The sequence below is a fragment of the Nocardioides marmorisolisilvae genome, assembly GCF_003725775.1.
GTDB lineage: Bacteria > Actinomycetota > Actinomycetes > Propionibacteriales > Nocardioidaceae > Marmoricola > Marmoricola marmorisolisilvae.
This window is the reverse complement of record NZ_RJSG01000001.1, coordinates 220,209-235,428: the sequence shown is the minus strand read 5'-3', so window position 1 is coordinate 235,428 and position 15,220 is coordinate 220,209. Positions and strand designations below refer to the sequence as shown.

Genomic DNA, 15,220 nt, shown 5'->3' with positions numbered 1-15,220 from the left:
GCGGGGCCTGCTCACCGCACCAAGCACAACCTGCAACACCACCGTGCCCGGCAGAGCGCCGGTACAGAGAGAGAAACAGAAAGGGAACCACTCAAGGTGCCCACTATTAATCAGCTGGTCCGCAAGGGCCGCCAGGACAAGGTGTCGAAGAACAAGACGCCTGCCCTGAAGGGTTCGCCCCAGCGACGCGGCGTCTGCACGCGCGTCTACACCACCACCCCGAAGAAGCCGAACTCCGCTCTGCGCAAGGTCGCCCGTGTGCGTCTTTCCAGCGGCGTCGAGGTCACCGCTTACATCCCGGGTGTCGGTCACAACCTCCAGGAGCACTCGATCGTGCTCGTCCGCGGCGGCCGGGTGAAGGACCTTCCCGGTGTCCGCTACAAGATCATCCGCGGCACGCTCGACACCCAGGGTGTCAAGAACCGCAAGCAGGCCCGCAGCCGCTACGGCGCGAAGAAGGAGAAGAGCTAATGCCTCGCAAGGGTCCCGCTCCCAAGCGCCCGATCGTCGTCGACCCGGTCTACGGATCGCAGGTCGTCACCCAGCTCGTCTCCAAGGTCCTCCAGGACGGCAAGAAGCAGACCGCCCAGCGGATCGTCTACAAGGCGCTCGAGGGTGCTCGCGAGAAGACCGGCACCGACCCGGTGGTCACGCTGAAGCGTGCCCTGGACAACGTCAAGCCGGCCATCGAGGTCAAGAGCCGCCGCGTCGGTGGCGCGACCTACCAGGTCCCGATCGAGGTCAAGGGCACCCGCGGCACCACGCTCGCGCTGCGCTGGCTCGTCGGCTACGCCGCGGAGCGTCGTGAGAAGACCATGGCCGAGCGCCTGATGAACGAGATCCTCGACGCGAGCAACGGCCTCGGTGCCGCTGTGAAGAAGCGCGAGGACACCCACAAGATGGCCGAGTCCAACAAGGCCTTCGCCCACTACCGCTGGTGACGCGCGGTGGGGGCACCGCGCCGGACCGGCGCTAGCCCCCACCCCCACCAACAACCCACTTTCTAAGGAACACAGCCGCAGTGGCAGTCGACATCACCACGGACCTCAACAAGGTCCGCAACATCGGCATCATGGCGCACATCGACGCCGGCAAGACCACCACCACCGAGCGCATCCTCTTCTACACCGGCATCACCTACAAGATCGGTGAGGTCCACGAGGGCGCGGCCACGATGGACTGGATGGAGCAGGAGCAGGAGCGGGGTATCACCATCACCTCCGCTGCCACCACCTGCTGGTGGAAGGACCACCAGATCAACATCATCGACACCCCGGGTCACGTGGACTTCACCGCCGAGGTCGAGCGCTCGCTGCGCGTCCTCGACGGCGCCGTCGCGGTGTTCGACGGTGTCGCCGGTGTCGAGCCGCAGACGATGACCGTGTGGCGCCAGGCCAACAAGTACTCCGTCCCGCGGATGTGCTTCGTCAACAAGCTGGACCGCACCGGTGCCGACTTCTGGCGCTGCGTCGACATGATGGTCGAGCGGCTGAACTCCACCCCGCTGGTCCTCCAGATCCCGATCGGCGCCGAGGGCGACTTCCTCGGTGTGGTCGACCTGGTCGGCATGCGCGCGCTGACCTGGCGCGGCGAGACCAAGATGGGCGAGGACTACGAGGTCGAGGAGATCCCGGCCGAGCTCGCCGAGCAGGCCGCCGAGTGGCGCGAGAAGCTGCTCGAGACGCTGTCCGAGGCCGACGACGACATCATGGAGAAGTTCCTCGAGGAGGGTGAGTTCACCGTCGAGGAGCTCGAGGCCGCGATCCGTCGCGCCACCCTCGCCGACAAGCTCAACCCGGTCCTGTGCGGCACCGCGTTCAAGAACAAGGGCGTGCAGCCCCTGCTCGACGCCGTCGTGAAGTACCTGCCGTCGCCGCTGGACATCGACGGCATCGTCGGCCACGCCCCGGGCAACGAGGACGAGGAGATCGTCCGCCAGCCGTCCGACGACGAGCCGTTCTCGGGTCTGGCCTACAAGATCGCCACCGACCCGCACCTCGGCAAGCTGATCTACGTCCGGGTCTACTCGGGCAAGCTCGAGGCCGGCTCGACCGTGGTCAACTCGGTCAACGGCCGCAAGGAGCGGATCGGCAAGGTCTACCAGATGCACGCGAACAAGCGTGAGGAGATCGCGTCGGTCGGCGCCGGCCAGATCGTGGCCGTGATGGGTCTGAAGGACACCAAGACCGGTCACACCCTCTCCGACCCGGCCAAGCAGGTCGTGCTGGAGTCGATGACCTTCCCGGCCCCGGTGATCGAGGTCGCCATCGAGCCGAAGACCAAGGGCGACCAGGAGAAGCTCGGAACCGCGATCCAGCGGCTCTCGGACGAGGACCCGACCTTCACCGTCAAGGCGGACGAGGAGACCGGTCAGACGATCATCGCCGGCATGGGCGAGCTCCACCTGGAGATCCTCGTCGACCGGATGAAGCGCGAGTTCAAGGTCGAGGCCACCGTCGGCAAGCCGCAGGTCGCCTACCGCGAGACCCTGCGCAAGAAGGTCGAGAAGCACTCCTACACCCACAAGAAGCAGACCGGTGGTTCGGGTCAGTTCGCGAAGGTGATGATCACCGTCGAGCCGAACATCGACCCGGAGACCGGTACCGGCGCGGGCTACGAGTTCGTGAACGCCGTGTCGGGTGGTCGGGTGCCGCGGGAGTACATCCCGTCGGTCGACCAGGGTGCCCAGGAGGCCATGGAGTTCGGCGTGCTCGCCGGCTACCCGATGGTCGACGTGAAGGTCACCCTCGAGGACGGCGCGTACCACGACGTCGACTCCTCCGAGCTCGCCTTCAAGATCGCCGGCATCGCGGCGTTCAAGGAAGCGGCCAAGATGGCCAAGCCCGTGCTGCTGGAGCCGATGTTCGCGGTCGAGGTCGTGACCCCGGAGAGCTTCCTCGGCACGGTCATCGGCGACATCAACTCCCGCCGTGGCCAGATCACGGCCCAGGAGGAGCGTCACGGCGACATGGTCGTCGACGCGCTGGTGCCGCTGTCAGAGATGTTCGGGTACGTTGGGGACCTGCGGTCGAAGACCTCGGGTCAGGCTTCGTACTCGATGGAGTTTGACTCGTACGCCGAGGTTCCCACGAACGTCGCCGACGAGATCATCAAGAAGGTCCGCGGCGAGTAGTTCGCACCGCAGTCCTCGGCTGTAAAAAACGTTTCATCTACGAGTCAAGAAAACACAAACCAGGAGGAGCCAGAAATGGCTAAGGCTAAGTTCGAGCGGACCAAGCCGCACGTCAACATCGGGACCATCGGTCACATCGACCACGGCAAGACGACGCTGACCGCGGCGATCACCAAGGTTCTGCACGACAAGTACCCGGACCTCAACGAGGCGTCTGCGTTCGACCAGATCGACAAGGCCCCCGAAGAGCGCCAGCGCGGCATCACCATCTCGATCGCGCACGTCGAGTACCAGACCGAGGCGCGCCACTACGCGCACGTCGACTGCCCGGGTCACGCGGACTACATCAAGAACATGATCACCGGTGCCGCTCAGATGGACGGTGCGATCCTCGTGGTCGCCGCCACCGACGGCCCGATGCCGCAGACCCGCGAGCACGTGCTGCTCGCCCGCCAGGTCGGCGTGCCGGCCCTGGTCGTGGCGCTGAACAAGTGCGACATGGTCGACGACGAGGAGCTCATCGAGCTCGTCGAGATGGAGGTGCGCGAGCTCCTCTCCGAGTACGACTTCCCGGGTGACGACGTTCCGGTCGTGCGCGTTGCCGCCTTCCCGGCGCTGCAGGGCGACGCCAAGTGGGGCGAGTCGATCCTCGAGCTGATGAACGCGGTCGACGAGTCGATCCCGCAGCCCGAGCGTGACGTCGAGAAGCCGTTCCTGATGCCCGTCGAGGACGTCTTCACGATCACCGGTCGTGGCACCGTCATCACCGGTCGCATCGAGCGCGGCATCGTCAAGGTCAACGAGGAGGTCGAGATCATCGGCATCCGCGAGGCCTCGCAGAAGTCGACGGTCACCGGTGTCGAGATGTTCCGCAAGCTCCTCGACGAGGGCCAGGCGGGCGAGAACGTCGGTCTGCTCCTCCGCGGCACCAAGCGCGAGGACGTGGAGCGCGGCATGGTCGTGATCAAGCCGGGCACCACCACCCCGCACACCGAGTTCGACGCGTCGGTCTACATCCTCTCCAAGGAGGAGGGTGGCCGTCACACGCCGTTCTTCAACAACTACCGTCCGCAGTTCTACTTCCGGACCACCGACGTGACCGGCGTCGTCACCCTCCCCGAGGGTCGCGACATGGTCATGCCGGGCGACAACACCGACATGTCGGTCGTGCTGATCCAGCCGATCGCCATGGAGGACGGTCTGAAGTTCGCCATCCGCGAGGGTGGCCGGACCGTGGGCGCGGGTCGCGTCACCAAGATCAACAAGTGAGCTTGCTGATCAACTAGCGTCAAGCGAAAGGCCCCGGGCTTCGGCTCGGGGCCTTTCTGCGTCCGCGGCGAGATAGTCCCGCTAGGGACTGTCCAGGGCGTCGGCGACCACGGTGCCGAAGCGCTCGTGCCCGAGCGGGGTCAGGTGCAGCCGGTCGGGCAGGTAGGTGAACCGGTCGTCGATCATGCTCAGGTACGGCGTACCGGAGCGCGCCGCCTCGCTGCGCAGGATCGCGTCGACGCGCGCGGCTCGTGCCCCGCGCAGCGGCGCCGGCGGAGGACCGACGACGAGCAGGCGGTCGCCGCCGATCTCGGCGACCAGGCGCCGGAAGCCCGCGCGGATCTGCCCGCTCGGCTGGTCGAAGTCGTTGAGACCGCCCTCGACGACGACCAGCGAGGGGTGCAGCGCCAGGGCCGTTCGCGCACGCTGGTCGTAGGCGACGTCCTTGCACGGACTGGCGCCGCGGCTGAACCCGGAGCCGGAGAACCCGAAGACGTGCACCCGTCCGGGGAGCTCCCGGGCCCAGTTCCGGTCGGGGTGCTGCAGGCCCAGACCGGCGGAGTAGGAGTCGCCGATCACCACGGTCGTCGCTCCGCGACCGGTCACCACGTGCTGGCGGACCAGCGACTGGTGGGTGAACCGGGCGCACCTCTCGGCGGTGCTCGCCTGTGCGGTTCCCCCGATGAGCGGGGTCAGCGCGAGGGCGGCCAGCAGCACGCCGAGGCCTGCGCTGAGCCACCCGAGGTGGCGCCGTGCTCCGAGACTCACGGCGACATCCTCCGTCGCGGAACGCGGCTGCGAAGGCGTTTTCGCCAAGCCCGTGGAGGTTGTCCGTATCGGGGGCACGTACCGTTCTCCCGTGCCCGACGCCGTTCCTCCCGCCCGACCCCACCTGAAGTTCACCGACGACGGGCGGCGGATGCGTGAGGTGCTCAGCTACTCGCGTCGGGGCAACCGGTTCACGCCCGCACAGCAGGAGGCCTGGGACGCGCACCACGAGAAGTGGGTGATCCCGGACGAGGCGGTCGACCACCCCGATTTCTCGCTCGCCGCCTGGTTCGGCCGCGAGGCCCCGCTGGTCGTCGAGATCGGCTCCGGCATCGGTGAGGCGACGGCGGTGCTGGCAGCGCAGCGGCCCGAGGTCGACGTGCTCGCCTTCGAGGTCTGGCGTCCCGGGGTGGCGCACACCCTCGGTCTGCTCGCCGAGGCCGGTGCGGAGAACGTCCGGTTGATCAGCGTGGACGCGGTCTGGTCGATGGAGCACCTGATCGCACCGGGTTCGCTCGACGAGCTGTGGACGTTCTTCCCCGATCCCTGGCCGAAGAGCAAGCACCACAAGCGCCGACTGGTCACGCCGTCCTTCGCAGCACTGGCGTCGTCACGGCTGCGTCCGGGCGGCAGCTGGCGGCTGGCCACGGACTGGGCGCACTACGCCGAGCAGATGCAGGAGGTGCTCGACGCGGAGCCGACCCTGTCCGGCGGGGTCGTCGAGCGCTGGGCGGATCGTCCGGTCACCAAGTTCGAGCGCAAGGGTCTCGCGGTGGACCGGGTGATCACCGACCTGCGCTACACCCGCTGACGGGCGGCGGCGGTCAGCCGGTCGACCAGGGCGGCCTCACGCTGCATCCGTGCCAGGTCGCGGTCGCGGTGCTCTGAGATCACGGCCGCCAGGTAGGCATCAGCCGGGGTGCCGACCGGCGGTGGCGGAGCGACGTAGGCGGAGATCTCCAGGGCCAGGCGGTCCAGCAGGGCCTGCCGGGTCTGCGGCGCCAAGGTGTCGGCCCGCCCGAGCACCTGCCGCACGGAGAGCATGAGCCGCTCCGGCAGCGGCGCGATGTCCGCCGCACGGGCCCAGCCGGCCAGGGGCGGCGGCATGAGGGCAGGCGGCGGGAGCGTGAGCTTCACCCGGGCGCGGACGACGTAGGTGCCGGCGACGTAGTCGCCGATCCGCTTGCCCTTGCGGCTCACCAGGCCGCAGATGAAGGCCGGGACGCCGTAGAGGAGCCAGATCTCCGCCAGCCCGAGCAGAGCTCGCACGAAGGCGTGCATGAACGAGATCGGCCCGGCGTCGTCGCGCACCGTGCGCAGGCCGGTGATCAGCTTGCCGAGCGATCGGCCCCGGGACAGGGTCTCCACGGCGGTCGGCACCACCAGGAACGCGAGCACGGCGGTCACCGTGACCCCGACCGAGAACAGCGCCGCGTCGCTGGCGAGAAGTGCGGTGAACCAGATCCCGGCGACGAGCACGATGATCGAGACGATCACGTCGACGAACGCCGAGACCGCGTGCAGCCCGAGCGGGCCGGGCGGCAGGTCGAGGGAGACCGCCTCCCCGGTGACGAGCTCGTCGATGCTCGCGTCGTACAGCTCGGCCATCCCCCCAGCGTAGAGGGGTGGGGTGGCCTACGCTGGCGGTATGGATCTCGACGCCTTCGTGCTGGCTCACCAGCCGGCGTGGGTCCGGCTCGAGCAGCTGTCCAAGCGGGTCCGCCTCTCGGGCACCGAGAGCGACGAGCTCAGCGAGCTCTACCAGCGGGTGGCGACGCACCTCTCGGTGATCCGCTCCGGCGCCCCGGATGCGGCGGTGATCGGCTACCTGTCCAACCTGCTGGCCCGTGCCCGGACCCGCTCGGGCGGAGCGCGGGTGCTCACCCGGGCCGTGCTGGCCGAGGTGGTGGCGCGCCAGGTGCCGGCGGCGCTGTACCGGACGCGGCGCTGGTGGATGACGTTGATGCTCGGCAGCTACGCCCTGGTCGCGGTGATGATCGCCTGGCTGCTCGCCCACCCGCAGGTGGAGTCGACGATGATGTCGCCCGCCCAGGTGAACCAGCTGGTCAACAACGACTTCGAGGGCTACTACTCCGAGTCGGCGTCGTCGCACTTCGCGGCCGAGGTCTGGACCCACAACGCGCTGGTGACCGCCGGCTGCGTGGCGCTCGGCGTCTTCGGGCTTCCGGTGCTCTACCTGGTGTGGCAGAACCTGCTCAACCTCGCGGTGATCGGCTCGATCATGATCCGGCACGGCCGGACCGCGGTCTTCTTCGGGATGATCACCCCGCACGGCCTGCTCGAGCTGACCGCCGTCTTCGTCGCTGCCGGCACCGGGCTGCGGCTGATGTGGTCCTGGGTGGCCCCCGGGCAGCAGTCCCGGGCGCGAGCGCTGGCCGCCGAGGGTCGTGCTGCGGGTGGCATCGTGCTCGCGCTCGCCGTGGTCCTGCTGGTGACCGGCATCATCGAGGGCTTCGTGACGCCCTCGGGACTGCCGACCTGGTCACGGATCTCGATCGGCGTGGTCGCCGAGGCGGCGTTCCTCACCTACGTCTTCGTGCTCGGCAAGCGTGCCGTCCGCGCCGGGCACACCGGCGACATCGCCGCGCACCTGCGCGAGGACCGGCTGCTGACCGCCGGCTAGGTCAGAGCACCCCGCGGGCCTTCAGCGACAGGTAGTGGTCGGCCAGCACGACCGGGAGCTGGTCGGCGCTCTCGTCGAGCACGTCGACGTGCAGCGCCTCGAGCAGGGCCGCGGTGCGCTGCCGTCGAGCGATCGTCTGCTCGGCCGCCGCGGCCTGGTAGGTCGAGGTCAGGTCCTCCCGGTCGGCCGCCAGGCGCGTCAGCTCGGGGTCGCGGACCGAGGCGAGCACCACCCGGTGCCGCGCCGACAGGTGGCCGACGAGCGGCAGCAGCCCGTGCTCGATCGCGGACGGTTCGAGCGGGGTCAGCAGCACCACCAGCGCCCGCGAACGGCCGAGGTCGTCGACAGCGCCGACGAGGCGCCGCCAGTCCGCCTCGACCAGCTCCGAACCGAGGCCGACCATCGCGTCCTGCACGCCGGAGAGCGCATCGCCCCGGTGGCCCGAGCGCACCCGGGCGCGGACCATCCGGTCCCCGGCCAGGAAGTCGACCCGGTCGCCCGCACGGGCGGCGAGAGCGGCCAGCAGCAGCGCGGCGTCCATCGCCGAGTCCAGCCGCGGCACGTCCCCGATCCGGCCGGCCGAGGTGCGCGAGGTGTCCAGCACTATGACCACCCGGCGGTCGCGCTCGGGCTGCCAGGTCCGGACCACGACGTTGCGGCTGCGCGCGCTGGCCCGCCAGTCGATGCTGCGCACGTCGTCGCCGCGCACGTACTCGCGCAGCGAGTCGAACTCGGTGCCCTGCCCGCGGACCCGGACCGCGGCGCGCCCGTCCAGCTCCCGCAGCCGCGCCAACCGGGACGGCAGGTGGCGACGCGACGGGAAGGCGGGGGTCACCCGTACGTCACCCGGGACCAGCGCTGAGGCCTGCCGGGCGGCCAGGCCAAGTGGGCCGGTCATCCGGACGGTCACCCGGTCGGTGGCCAGCTCGCCACGGCGTACCGGGTCCAGCGGGGTGACCAGCCGGGTCCGCTCCCGGGCCGGGAGACGCAGCGGGTGCCGGTTCGGGTGCGCGCCGGCGCTGGGTTGCCAGGCGTCGCGGAGCACGCCGACCACGCGGCGATTGCCGGTGTTCTCGACGACGAGGGCGGTCTCGGTGACCTCGCCGAGCCGGGTCGCCGGGGTCCGGTACCGCGACAGCTGGAGGGTGGACACCTTCGGGGCCCACCACCAGTCGAGGAGCACCAGCAGGATCACCAGCCCGAGGATCGTCCAGACGGTGCCCTTCTCGGGGCGCACCAGGACCGCCGCCACCGAGATCAGCAGCAGCAGCGGGGTGCGCCAGGTCAGAGCCACGTCAGGGTCCTCGGCTCAGCGCGGGACCGGGACGGAGGCGAGCGCGGAGGCGAGCACTTGCGCCACGTCGACGCCCTCGAGCTGGGCCTCGGGCCGCAGGCCGAGGCGGTGCACCAGGGTCGCGTGCGCGAGCGCCTTCACGTCGTCCGGGGAGACGTAGTCGCGCCCGGACAGCCAGGCCCACGCGCGGCTGGTCCGCAGCAGCGCGGTCGCACCGCGCGGGCTGACGCCCAGGCTCAGCGACGGCGCGGACCGGGTGGCCCGCGCGATGTCGACCACGTACGCCGCCACCTCGTCGCTCACCCGGACCTCGCGCACCGCCGCGGAGGCGCTCGCCAGGTCGGCGATGCTCGCCACCGACCGGATGCCGGTGGCCGCCAGGTCGTGCGGGTCGAAGCCGTCCGCGTGCCGGCGGACGATCGCGAACTCCTCCTCGCGGGGCGGAAGCGGCAGCTGGACCTTGAGCAGGAAGCGATCCAGCTGGGCCTCCGGCAACGGGTAGGTGCCCTCGTACTCGACCGGGTTCTGGGTCGCGGCCACCAGGAACGGGTCGGGCAGCGGGCGGCTGACGCCGTCGACCGAGACCTGGCCCTCCTCCATCGCCTCGAGCAGCGCCGACTGGGTCTTCGGTGGCGTCCGGTTGATCTCGTCGGCCAGCAGCAGGTTCGTGAACACCGGACCGGGCCGGAAGTCGAACCGGCCGCTCTCCACGACCATCGAGCCGGTGATGTCGCCCGGCATCAGGTCGGGGGTGAACTGGACGCGTCGGGTCTCCACGCCGAGCGCCGAGGCCAGCGAGCGCACCAGCAGCGTCTTGGCGACGCCCGGCACCCCCTCCATCAGGACGTGGCCCCGGGCCAGCAGGGCGACCAGCAGCGCGGAGACCGCGGCGTCCTGGCCGACGACGACCTTGGCGACCTCGGCCCGCACGGCGTGCAGGGCCTCGCGGGCCTGGTCGGCGGGAACGGTGCTCGAAGGCTCTGTGCTCATACGGTCCTTACCTCTTCTTCCAGGTGGGTCAGCTCGTTGGCCAGGGTGACCAGGTCTGCGTCGGTGCGCACGACCCGGTCGAGGATCCCGGTGATCGCCTCGACCGGGCGCCCGGTGCGGGTCGCGACCGCGCGCACGACCTCCTCGCGGGTGGCGGTCGGGGAGAGGCCGAGGACCTGGCGCAGGCGCCGCACCGTGCCCTCGATCAGCAGCTCCGCGGCGTGCCAGCGGTCCCGGGCCCGCTCGTAGAGACGGCCGAGCGCGGTCGTCGACTCCAGGGCCTTGATGGTCACGGGCATCGGCTCGGTCACCAGCGGGCCGAGGCGGCGGCCGCGGTACAGCAGCAGGGCGACCGCGGCGATGGCGATCAGCCACACCGACGGCACCAGCCAGCGCGGCAGCAGCCGGCCGACACCGGTGCCGTCGCCGGCCTGGACCTCGTCGGGATCGGCGACGTACCAGACCACCCGGTCGCGCTGGCCGAGCAGCCGCAGCGCGACGGCGGCGTTGTCACCGACGTCGATGCGGTCGTTGCTCAGCGGGCTCGGGTCGACCAGCACCCAGCGGTGCCCGTTCGCCCCGACCAGCAGCAGCCGGCCGGCCTGGTCGCCGAAGCAGCCGTCGCCCGGTACGCCGAGGCCGCTGCCCGGGACGTCCAGGGTGAGGCCGTCGAGCAGCGGTTGCGCAGGGCTGCAGTCGGCCGGGGTGCGGTCGCGGTCGGTCGCGGTGGAGAAGTCCTTGTCCTTCAGGCCGAGCGCGTCGGCCACGGCGGGCGCGATCCCGGCGACCACGAGCTCGGAGCCCGTCGCCGTGCTCAGCCGCTCCTCGAGGTCGCGGTAGGTGGTCCTGCCCAGGTCCCACGGGTTGCTCACCACGACGGTGGTGTTCCCGTCGACCTGGGCGTCCTCGAACGCGCGCCGCCCGCGGACGACGTCGACCGGCACGCCGTGGTCTCCCAGGACCTGGGCGAGGGCTCGCGCACCGTGCGGCGCGGCGTTCTCCGGGTCGAGGATGCCGTTGCGGCCGGTGTCGCGCCCCTGCCAGGTGACCAGCAGCAGCGTGCACAGCACGGCGAGGCCGAGCGCGACCGCGACCCGGTTGCGGCGCAGGAACCCGGCGGCACCGGCGGTCGTGGGCCCGACCTCGTCGACTTCGACGGCGCTCATCGCGGCACCGCCAGGACCGGCCCGCTCGCCGTGGTCGACTCCGGGCGCAGGTGGCGCAGCGCGCGCTCCAGGTCCAGCACGTCGGTCGCGCCGGCACGGGTGGCGTGCCGGTCGCCGTACCGGACGTCGTCGAACAGCCGGGCCGCGGCGTCGAGCCGAGCTCGCTCGGCGGGGAAGACCTGTGCCGCGGCGTCCGCGACCTCGTGCGCGGTCGCGGAGGGAAGGTCGTCGGCCAGCGCCCGCTCCACGAGCCCGGCTGCGATCGCACGGACGCCGTCGAGCACCGCGTCGTCCCAGCGCTCCTCGGACAGTGCCTTGCCGGCGCGCGCCCGGTACTGCGCTGCCGTCGTACGCGCGTCCTCCAGGACGGAGCGCTCGGTGCCCGCCCGGCGCGGATCGCGGCGCAGCCGGGTCAGGGCCAGCGCCACCCCGACCAGCAGCAGAACCAGCAGCGGGATCCCGAGGACGGGGTCGATGCGGCCGATGTTGCCGGTCGCGTCCAGGAGCTTGCCGAGGAGGTGGCCGAACCAGCGGACCACCCGTTCCAGCAGGCTGGGCTGGTACTCGGGCTTGGCCAGCTCGTTGCGCACCCAGTCCTGCGCCGGACCGGGGTCCGGGCGCAGCTCGAGGGGGAGCAGGGGGATCACGTCAGGGCCGTCCCGACCTCACCGCTGCGGCACCGCGGCCGGCACCGAGATCTGGGCGATGAGCTGGATGTCGTAGCCCTCCTTGCGGATCCGCTGGTCGAGGTACTGGAGCGCCGCGACCCCGGCCGAGAACGGCGTGGTGAGTGCTCCGGAGATGACCACCGCGACGTTGTTGGCCAGGATGCCGACCAGGACGCCGAGCAGCGTGTCCGGCCAGATCGCCGGTCCGATCCCGGCGACGATCTGGAACGGGAAGGTGACGAACGAGCCGGCGACGCCGGCGACGATGCTGGTGAGCAGCGTGATCCCGAACAGTCGCCAGAACTGGCCGGACGAGAGCCGCCAGGAACGGGCCATCGACGCGAAGACGTTGAGCCGCTCCAGCACGATGGTCGGAGCGGCGAGCTGGAACAGCCGGATGTAGAAGTAGGGGATCAGGCACACGCCGGCGATGCCGGTGACGATGCCGACGAGGACTCCGGCCGCCGTGGACACCAAGGCTGCCAGGACGATCAGCACCACCACGAGCGCGATGGTCACGACCAGCCCGATCGCGGACATCACCGAGAGTCCGAGCAGTCGCCAGACGCGGCCCTTGGTCAGCTTCCAGGCGTCGCCCGCGGAGAGCTTCTGCCCGCGGGCGGCGTGCTCGACGACGTGCGCGATCATCCCGGTCATCACCACGGTGGCGAACCAGCTGAGCACGGTGCCGCCGAGCGTCGCGATCAGCAGGCCCACGTCCTCCGGGCGCAGATCGCCGCTCGAGCTGGAGTCGGTGATGTGGCTGCTGAAGCCCTGGATGGCGCCCCAGGCCAGGGTCGCCAGGATCGGGATCAGCATGAAGCCGGTCAGCACGACCGACGCGATCCCGATCGTCGCCTTCGGATTGCGCCGGATGGTCTCGACCGCGCCGCTGAACATGTCGCCGAGGCCGAGCGGGCGCAGCGGCACGGTGCCCGGCTTGTAGACCGGCCGGGCCTGGTACAGCGGCTGGTACGGCTGCTGCCCGTACGGCGCCTGCCCGTAGGGCGCCTGCGCCTGTTGGTACGGCGCCTGCGGGTACGGCTGCTGTCCGTACGGCGGGGGAGGAGGCGGCACCTGCGGGGAGCCCTGGGGAGCCGGCGGGGCGTACCCCGGCGGGGGCGGCGCGTAGCCCGGGGGAGTCCAGGTCCGGGTCGGCTCGCTCGGGGGCTGCCAGCCCGGGGGCCGCTGCTCCGGCGTACCCGAGTCCGGTGCGTTGCTGCCGTCGGTCACTGCTCGATTCCCTCCCTGGGACGTCCTGCCCAGCATCTTGTCAGGAAAGCACAGCAACGTCCGGTGAAGGCCAGGTGAACCCGTTCGCCGAACCGAGGGACAACCTTCACGTGCCATCCAGATCGAGGCCACCGATCCAGGTACCCGCGGTCGGGACATTTCTCGGTGTGGTCACGCTGACGCGACGTCGGATGATTCAGGCAGGGACCGTCTCGGTGGGTTCCCTGGCGGTCTGGCCCACCGCCGTGCTGCTGACCGACCCGCACCTCGCGGTCGTCGGCGCCGGACCCGGGACGACGCTGGAGTCCACCTTCGCCCGCGGCAGCGGGCGGTACAGCCGCATGCACGAGGCGGCGCCGTGGGCCACCGTGGTGCGCAGCGACCTCGCGCAGGGCAAGCGCGGCCGTGAGGACCGGCGCGTCGGGCTCGCCACCGTGGTCCAGGTCTCCGACCTGCACGTCACCGACGTGCAGAACCCGATGCGGTTCGAGTACCTCGACCGGTACAACAGCACCGGCCACCGCCCGCAGGAGCTGCTCAACGTGCAGGGCACCGCGGCGCTGGTGGGACGGATCAACGCGCTCACCGGCGGGCCGGCCACCGGCCGCGCCGTGGACGCCGTGATGAGCACCGGCGACAACACCGACAACCAGTCGGGCAACGAGCTCGAGTGGCTGCTGACCCTGCTCGCCGGCGGCACCGTGCACCCCGAGAGCGGTGCTGCCGACGACTTCGAGGGCGTCGCCGCCAGCGGTTTGGACGAGTACTGGCAGCCCGACTCCGAGACGACCGACCGCTACAAGCGCCTCGGGTTCCCGCACGTCCCCGACCTGGTGAAGGCCTCCACGGCGCCGTTCGAGGCCCCGGGCCTCGCGGTCCCGTGGCTGCTGACGATGGGCAACCACGACGTGGTCGCCAACGGGATGCTGGAGAACCTGAACTACGTGCGGGACTGGTCGACCGGTGGCCGCAAGGTCTTCTCCGCCCACTGCGACGCCACCGTGCGGCTCGCCGCCCGCCTGGACGCGGTCAAGGCCGGGGACGACGTGGGCTCCCTGATCGACACCGTCGCCCGGGCGGGGCAGACCCGGACCGTGCAGGCCGACGAGCGCAGGCTGCCCTACACCGGCGCCGAGTTCGTCCGGCTGCTGCACGAGGTGCGCTTCACCGGCGCGGGCCCGGTCGGCCACGGCTACGACCTGGACGCAGGCTCGGACCGCCTCTTCTACTCCCGGCGGATCGCCCCGCGGGTGGTCGCGATCAGCCTGGACTCGACCAACCAGGCCGGCGGGATCGACGGCTCGATCGGCCGCACCCAGCGGGACTGGCTGCTGCGCGCGCTCGCCGAGGCGGCCGACGACTACGTGGTGGTCTTCAGCCACCACCCCTCCTGGGCGTTCGACAACACCGCCCGCGACCCCCGTACGCCGGACGACGACCGTTTCGACGGCGGCCAGCTGGCGGCGATCCTGCACGACCACCCCCAGGTGCTCGCGTGGGTGAACGGTCACAGCCACAACAACAAGATCCGCCCGCACTGGCACCGCGACCCGAAGCGGTCGTTCTGGGAGATCAACTCGGCCTCGCACGTGGACGCCCCGCAGCAGGCGCGGATGATCGAGATCGCCACGAACTCCGACGGAACGGTCTCGCTGTTCACCACGATGATCGACTCCGACGCCCCGGCGCGGACCTCGTACGACGACCTGTCGCTGTCCTCGCTCGCCTCGATGTACCGCGAATTGGCACATAACGACCCCGCCCGGGCCGATCGGTCCGGTGCGCCGGTGGACCGCAACACCGAGCTGCTGCTGGCCGACCCGTTGGGTCGGGTTTCGGCCGTCTGACCGGGTCCGGGCCTCCGCTCGGCCCCCGCTCAGGAGCCGATTTGTTGTTGAGCGGGATCTCTGCCAAGATATTCCGGTTGCTCCGGCGGGATTGCCGGGGCGCGGACATTGACTACTGAACAGGATTTCCTGGCCCTCTGCTGAAGGGGGTGCTGTGGTCGCGTGTCCGTGCCGCACCTGGAGATCCCGTTCCGCTCGCCCCCCAGGC

The 15,220-nt window shown here is 70.7% G+C and carries 14 protein-coding genes; 7 read left to right on the top strand and 7 right to left on the bottom strand.

Annotated features, from left to right (window positions below; genetic code table 11):
* Window positions 1–96 precede the first annotated feature (96 nt).
* From rpsL to tuf, 4 genes are all read left to right on the top strand, one after another.
* Window positions 97–471: a 30S ribosomal protein S12 gene (gene rpsL, locus EFL95_RS01260; protein ID WP_028636428.1), complete on the top strand. Its 375-nt coding sequence runs from the start codon at window positions 97–99 to the stop codon at window positions 469–471.
* Window positions 471–941 carry a 30S ribosomal protein S7 gene (gene rpsG / locus EFL95_RS01255; protein WP_123232244.1) on the top strand — a complete coding sequence of 157 codons (471 nt, stop codon included), beginning with the start codon at window positions 471–473 and terminating at the stop codon, window positions 939–941. The genes rpsL and rpsG overlap by 1 nt, the downstream gene beginning before the upstream one ends.
* 131 nt (window positions 942–1,072) lie before the next feature.
* A complete protein-coding gene (fusA, locus tag EFL95_RS01250; RefSeq protein WP_246004788.1) occupies window positions 1,073–3,133 on the top strand; it encodes an elongation factor G in 2,061 nt (686 codons plus the stop codon).
* 75 nt (window positions 3,134–3,208) lie between these two features.
* Complete coding sequence (gene tuf, locus EFL95_RS01245) at window positions 3,209–4,402, top strand: elongation factor Tu (RefSeq protein ID WP_123232242.1); 1,194 nt, start codon at window positions 3,209–3,211, stop codon at window positions 4,400–4,402.
* Window positions 4,403–4,483: 81 nt separating this feature from the next.
* On the opposite strand, the gene EFL95_RS01240 is transcribed toward tuf, so the two are convergent.
* Window positions 4,484–5,170 carry an SGNH/GDSL hydrolase family protein gene (locus EFL95_RS01240; RefSeq protein WP_221176274.1) on the bottom strand — a complete coding sequence of 229 codons (687 nt, stop codon included), beginning with the start codon at window positions 5,168–5,170 and terminating at the stop codon, window positions 4,484–4,486.
* Window positions 5,171–5,261: 91 nt separating this feature from the next.
* Here EFL95_RS01240 and trmB point away from each other — a divergent pair, with 91 nt between their 5' ends.
* Window positions 5,262–5,981 carry a tRNA (guanosine(46)-N7)-methyltransferase TrmB gene (trmB, locus tag EFL95_RS01235; RefSeq protein ID WP_246004739.1) on the top strand — a complete coding sequence of 240 codons (720 nt, stop codon included), beginning with the start codon at window positions 5,262–5,264 and terminating at the stop codon, window positions 5,979–5,981.
* Here the strand turns inward: trmB and EFL95_RS01230 are convergent.
* Window positions 5,969–6,778 carry an RDD family protein gene (locus EFL95_RS01230; protein ID WP_123232241.1) on the bottom strand — a complete coding sequence of 270 codons (810 nt, stop codon included), beginning with the start codon at window positions 6,776–6,778 and terminating at the stop codon, window positions 5,969–5,971. The two genes, trmB and EFL95_RS01230, sit on opposite strands and share 13 nt — an antisense overlap.
* A 40-nt stretch (window positions 6,779–6,818) precedes the next feature.
* Between EFL95_RS01230 and EFL95_RS01225 the strand changes: the two genes are divergently transcribed.
* Complete coding sequence (locus EFL95_RS01225) at window positions 6,819–7,814, top strand: stage II sporulation protein M (protein ID WP_123232240.1); 996 nt, start codon at window positions 6,819–6,821, stop codon at window positions 7,812–7,814.
* 1 nt (window position 7,815) lies between these two features.
* On the opposite strand, the gene EFL95_RS01220 is transcribed toward EFL95_RS01225, so the two are convergent.
* The 5 genes from EFL95_RS01220 to EFL95_RS01200 are packed head-to-tail and all read right to left on the bottom strand — an operon-like array spanning window position 7,816 to window position 13,165.
* Window positions 7,816–9,108: a DUF58 domain-containing protein gene (locus tag EFL95_RS01220; protein ID WP_123232239.1), complete on the bottom strand. Its 1,293-nt coding sequence runs from the start codon at window positions 9,106–9,108 to the stop codon at window positions 7,816–7,818.
* Between the two features lie 15 nt (window positions 9,109–9,123).
* A complete protein-coding gene (locus EFL95_RS01215; RefSeq protein WP_123232238.1) occupies window positions 9,124–10,098 on the bottom strand; it encodes an AAA family ATPase in 975 nt (324 codons plus the stop codon).
* Window positions 10,095–11,264, bottom strand: coding sequence for a DUF4350 domain-containing protein (locus EFL95_RS01210; protein WP_123232237.1), 1,170 nt, complete (start codon window positions 11,262–11,264; stop codon window positions 10,095–10,097). The genes EFL95_RS01215 and EFL95_RS01210 overlap by 4 nt, the downstream gene beginning before the upstream one ends.
* Complete coding sequence (locus EFL95_RS01205; protein WP_123232236.1) at window positions 11,261–11,911, bottom strand: DUF4129 domain-containing protein; 651 nt, start codon at window positions 11,909–11,911, stop codon at window positions 11,261–11,263. The genes EFL95_RS01210 and EFL95_RS01205 overlap by 4 nt, the downstream gene beginning before the upstream one ends.
* An 18-nt stretch (window positions 11,912–11,929) precedes the next feature.
* Window positions 11,930–13,165: a DUF7847 domain-containing protein gene (locus EFL95_RS01200; protein WP_123232235.1), complete on the bottom strand. Its 1,236-nt coding sequence runs from the start codon at window positions 13,163–13,165 to the stop codon at window positions 11,930–11,932.
* A gap of 191 nt (window positions 13,166–13,356) precedes the next feature.
* Between EFL95_RS01200 and EFL95_RS01195 the strand changes: the two genes are divergently transcribed.
* The gene (locus EFL95_RS01195) at window positions 13,357–15,012 is read left to right on the top strand and encodes a TIGR03767 family metallophosphoesterase (protein ID WP_148044933.1); all 1,656 of its coding nucleotides are present in this window, start codon (window positions 13,357–13,359) and stop codon (window positions 15,010–15,012) included.
* Window positions 15,013–15,220 lie beyond the last annotated feature (208 nt).